Source organism: Calditrichota bacterium (assembly GCA_014359355.1).
Lineage (GTDB): Bacteria > Zhuqueibacterota > Zhuqueibacteria > JANLFK01 > Oleimicrobiaceae > Oleimicrobium.
Genome location: JACIZP010000150.1, coordinates 1 through 4,631 on the forward strand (window position 1 = coordinate 1; position 4,631 = coordinate 4,631).

A 4,631-nucleotide genomic window follows, 5' to 3' on the forward strand; every position below is an offset into this window, starting at 1 on the left:
GGGTGCGCAGCCGCAGCAAGACGAACGTGGCCGCCACCCTCCATGAGTTGGCCGAAAGGATTAAGCGCCGCGGCCTCATCATCCTCTTCTCTGACCTTTTCGACGAGCCGACAGACGTGCTGGCCGGCCTGCAGCACTTTCGCCACCGCAAGCACGAAGTCATCGTCTTTCACATCCTCGACCCGCTGGAACGCACCTTCAGCTTCCGGCAGGACGGTGTCTTCAAAGACCTCGAGACCGAGGAGACCATGAGCACCCAGCCATGGCACATCCGCGGGGAATATCGGGCACTGGTGGAGCAGTTCATCGACACCTACCGCCGCGGCTGCCGGCAGCACCGCATCGACTATGTGCTGATGGACACGGCCGCCCCGTACGATCGCGCGCTCTTGCACTATCTGCTGAAGCGGCAGCGCGTGGGCGGGTGATGGACAATTGCGTGGCAGGGAGAGTCTGCAACTGCTGGTGAGATCCATGAGCAACAAGACAGTGGACGACATTCTCAACGCCCTGAATGCCGAACAGCGCGAAGCGGTAACCTTCGGCGAGGGGCCCCTGATGGTGGTGGCCGGCGCAGGCACCGGCAAGACGCGCGTCATCACGCATCGCATTGCCTACCTCATCGCCACCAAGCAGGCTCGACCAGAGGAGATCCTGGCGCTCACTTTTACCGACAAAGCCGCCGCGGAGATGGAAGAGCGCGTGGACGTGCTCGTGCCCTATGGCTTCGCCAATGTGTGGATCAGCACCTTCCACTCCTTCGGCGATCACCTGCTGCGGCAATATGCTTTCGAGTTGGGTCTGCCCCCCGACTTTCAGGTGCTTGCCGAGGCAGAGCAAAACATCTTCTTCCGCCAACACCTTTTCGCTTACCCTTTGGATTTCTATCGGCCGCTGGGCAACCCGACGCGTTTCATCTCTGCGCTCCTCTCGCTGTTCAGCCGGGCAAAGGACGAAGACGTCAGCCCGGAGGAGTATCTGGCCTATGCGGAACGGCTGCAGAAGGAGGCTGCGGCTCATCCCGAGGACACCGAGCTTCAGGAGCAGGCAGCGCGGCAGATGGAGCTGGCGCGCACCTATGCCTGTCATCAGCGCCTGTTGGCCGAAAGTGGCAAGATCGACTTTGGCGATCAGGTGAGCCTTGCCCTCAAACTGTTGCGCGAGCATCCTGCCGTGCTACGAGAATTACGGCAGCGCTACCGGTACATCTTGGTGGACGAGTTTCAGGACACCAATTATGCCCAGTTTGTGCTCCTCCAGCTTCTGGCCGGGCCGCATGGCAACATCACCGTGGTAGCGGACGATGACCAGTCCATTTACAAGTTCCGGGGTGCGGCGATCAGCAACGTCATCAATTTCTTGCGCACCTACCCCGACGCGCGGCTGGTGGTGCTGAGGGAGAACTACCGCTCCACCCAGCAGATTCTGGATGCGGCCTATCGCCTGATCAGCCACAACAACCCTGAGCGCCTGGAGGTGCAGCGTGGCATCAGCAAGCAGCTGCGGGCACAGCGAGCAGGCGGGGCGGGAGTCATGCATCGCCACTTCGACAGCCTGTCCACTGAGGCGGACGCAGTGGCCAGTATTATCGAACAGAAGATGCAGGCGGGAGGGTACTGCTATCGCGACTTTGCCATTCTCGTGCGGGCCAACAACCACGCCGACCCCTTCCTGCGCTCGCTGAACATGAAGGGCATCCCTTTCCAGTTCAGCGGCAGCCGGGGGCTGTACAGCCGCGACGAGGTGCGCCTGCTCACCCACTTCCTGCGCACGCTGAGCAATCCCGACGACTCGGTGAGCCTTTTCCATCTGGCGCAGTCTGAGGTGTATCAGTTCCCACCTGTGGAGTTGGCGCGTTGCAACAGCTACGCTCATGCCAGGAACCTGTCGCTCTTCCAGGTCTTTGAGACGTTGCCGCGGCTGCCGGATCTGGTCGTTTCTCCGGAGGCACAGGCTACGGCCGCCAAGATTGTGGAGAACACCCAAAAGTTCCTGGAAATCGCTCGCACCAACAACGCCGGCGTGGTCCTGTACCGGTTTCTGACCGACAGCGGCCTGCTGAAGCGGCTGACTAGCGCGCAGACGGTGGACGCAGAGGTGCGGCTCCTCAACATCGCGCGTTTTTTCGAGATTGTTCGCAGCTTCTGCGCCATGGCCACCGAAGACCGTGTGCAGGAATTCGTCACCCACTTGGATGCCCTCATCGAGGCGGGCGACGATCCCCCCACTGCGCAGGCCGACACCGACTTGGACGCCGTGAACGTGCTCACGGTGCACAAGGCCAAGGGGTTAGAATTCCGCGTCGTGTTTCTGGTGGGACTGGTGCAGGACCACTTCCCGACGCGCGCCAGGTCTGAGTCCCTTGCCTTGCCCAAGGAGCTGGTCAAAGACATCGTGCCGGAAGGGGACGTGCACTTGCAGGAGGAGCGGCGCCTCTTCTTCGTCGGCATGACCCGTGCCAAGGAGGAGCTCTACCTCACCAGCGCCCGGGACTATGGCGGCAAGCGCCCGCGCAAAATCAGCCAGTTTGTGCTGGAGGCGTTGGACACCGTGCGCGCCGACGACAGCTACGAGCGCCCGTCTGCCGTGGAGGTGATCCAGCGCCACGCTCCGCCGGCGCAGACCGCTCCCGACTTGGCCGCACCCATTCCCGAGGACCAGCTTCTCACTGTCAGCCACAAGCAGATTGACGATTACATCACCTGCCCGCTCAAGTACAAGTACATCCACGTGCTGCGGGTGCCTCTCTTGCCGCACCACACTATCGTCTACGGACAGGCCATTCATAAGGCCATCGAGCAGTACCATCGGCGCAAAGTGGCTGGGCAGCCGGTGACCCTGCAAGACCTGCACGAGGCGTTTCGCAGCGCCTGGAGCAGCCAGGGGTTCCTGTCGCGAGAGCACGAGGAGCAGCGGTTCGCCGCCGGCCTCAAGGCCCTGGAGCTCTTTTTCCAACAGGAGGAGGAAAACGGCTGCACGCCGGCCCTGGTGGAACAGGAGTTCAGCTTCATCCTGGACAACGACCGGGTAACGGGCCGCTGGGACCGGGTGGACGTTCGCGATGGGGCCGTGTACATCGTGGACTTTAAGTCGTCGGCGGTGCAGGACCAGGACAAGGCCAACGAAGAGGCAAGAAAGAGTCTGCAGCTCGGGATCTACGCCTTAGGCTATCGCGAAGTGAACGCCCGCACCCCAGATTTCATCGAGCTTCGCTACGTGGAGAGCGGCATCACCGGGCGAGCTGCGGTGACCGACAAGCTGCTGGCCAGGGCCACCGAGAAGATCAAGACGGCAGCGCGCGGCATTCGACAGCGGCACTACCCGGCCGAGCCCGACGAGCACACCTGCTCCCGCTGCCCCTACAACCAGATCTGTCCGGCCACGTCGAGCAGTTACATCATCGCCGAGTGAGGACCATGACTACCGCTTCCGTGCTCCTTTTCGCCGCCATGACGCTGGTGGTCATTGCCACCTTAGGCATCATGCACGCGCGCCAGGAGCGGCGCTGGCGGGAGTTCGAGAAGCGCCAACAGGATAACCCCGCCTTGAGCGTCATCACCCAGTGGTTGCAGGACATGCGCGGCAGCTTGGAGCGGAGCACTGCGGTCATGCAGCAGCAGATGCAGGCCACGCAGCGGAGCATCGCCGAGCGCCTGGATGCGGCTGCCCAGGCGCTGAGCATGGTGCACCACGACCTGGGGCAGATGCAAGAAATTGGCCGCCAGATGCGAGAGTTTCAGGACTTTTTTCGTTCCCCGAAGCTGCGCGGCAATATCGGCGAGCAGGTACTGCGCGAGTTGTTGGAAGAGGTGCTGCCCCGTGCAAGCTTCCGCCTCCAGCATCGCTTTGCCAACGGGCAAGTGGTGGATGCGGTCATCGTCAGCGACAAAGGGCTCATTCCCATCGACGCCAAGTTCCCGCTGGAGGACTACCGACAAATGCGCGCCGCCCGCAGCGAAGAGGAACGGGCCGTATCGGCGCGGAATTTTGTGCGCACCATCCGGCGCCACATTGACACCATTAGCGAGAAGTACATCACCCCTGCCGAGGGCACGGTGGATTTCGCCCTGATGTATGTGCCCTCCGAAGTCGTCTACTACGAGATCATCGCCGGCGACCACTCGCTTTTGGCGCATGCGCAGCAACGGCGTGTGGTGGTGGTCTCGCCCAACAGCTTCTACCTCTTTCTCCACGTGGTCCTGATGGGCTTGGAAGGGCAGCGCATCGAGGAGACTGCACGGCGCATCCTCCAGGCCCTGGACGCACTTCGCCACGATGCCGGACGTCTGGGCGAGGGGCTGCGTCTGCTCAACACCCACGTCAACAATGCCCGCGCCGCCCTGGAGCGCGTCAACAACGACTTCGTACAGCTCACCAGCAAGATAGAGAGAATGCGCCAGTTGGGCCCGGGGGAGAACCATGTGCAGGCCAAGCTGCCTGGGGGAGAGAATCCGGAGAATCGGGGTTAAATTTCCACTAGTACACTAGAGGCCGCGTTCGTGTGGCTGTTGGGCCCTTACCCGCTAGCGTAGGTACTGAGCACCCGGGACCGCGTGCTAAGTGCCCGCTGATTGTGCTAGTACCACCTTCTTGGAGGAGGTGCCTTGGAGGCTACGGGATGGGCCAGTTCT

General features: G+C 62.1%; 3 protein-coding genes. All 3 read left to right on the forward strand.

Annotation, left to right across the window (positions count from 1 at the left end; all coding sequences use genetic code 11):
• A partial coding sequence (locus H5U38_06255; GenBank protein ID MBC7186619.1) for a DUF58 domain-containing protein occupies window positions 1-428 on the forward strand: 428 nt, incomplete at its 5' end.
• A 46-nt stretch (window positions 429-474) separates the two neighbouring features.
• Window positions 475-3,411 carry an ATP-dependent helicase gene (locus tag H5U38_06260; GenBank protein ID MBC7186620.1) on the forward strand — a complete coding sequence of 979 codons (2,937 nt, stop codon included), beginning with the start codon at window positions 475-477 and terminating at the stop codon, window positions 3,409-3,411.
• Between the two features lie 5 nt (window positions 3,412-3,416).
• Window positions 3,417-4,469, forward strand: coding sequence for a DNA recombination protein RmuC (locus H5U38_06265; GenBank protein MBC7186621.1), 1,053 nt, complete (start codon window positions 3,417-3,419; stop codon window positions 4,467-4,469).
• The last annotated feature ends 162 nt before the right edge of the window (window positions 4,470-4,631 follow it).

What these genes read in the sequence shown, in the direction of transcription:
- H5U38_06260 (MBC7186620.1), top strand. Translation starts at nt 475, where the DNA reads ATGAGCAACAAGACAGTGGACGACATTCTCAACGCCCTGAATGCCGAA.
- H5U38_06265 (MBC7186621.1), top strand. Translation starts at nt 3,417, where the DNA reads ATGACTACCGCTTCCGTGCTCCTTTTCGCCGCCATGACGCTGGTGGTC.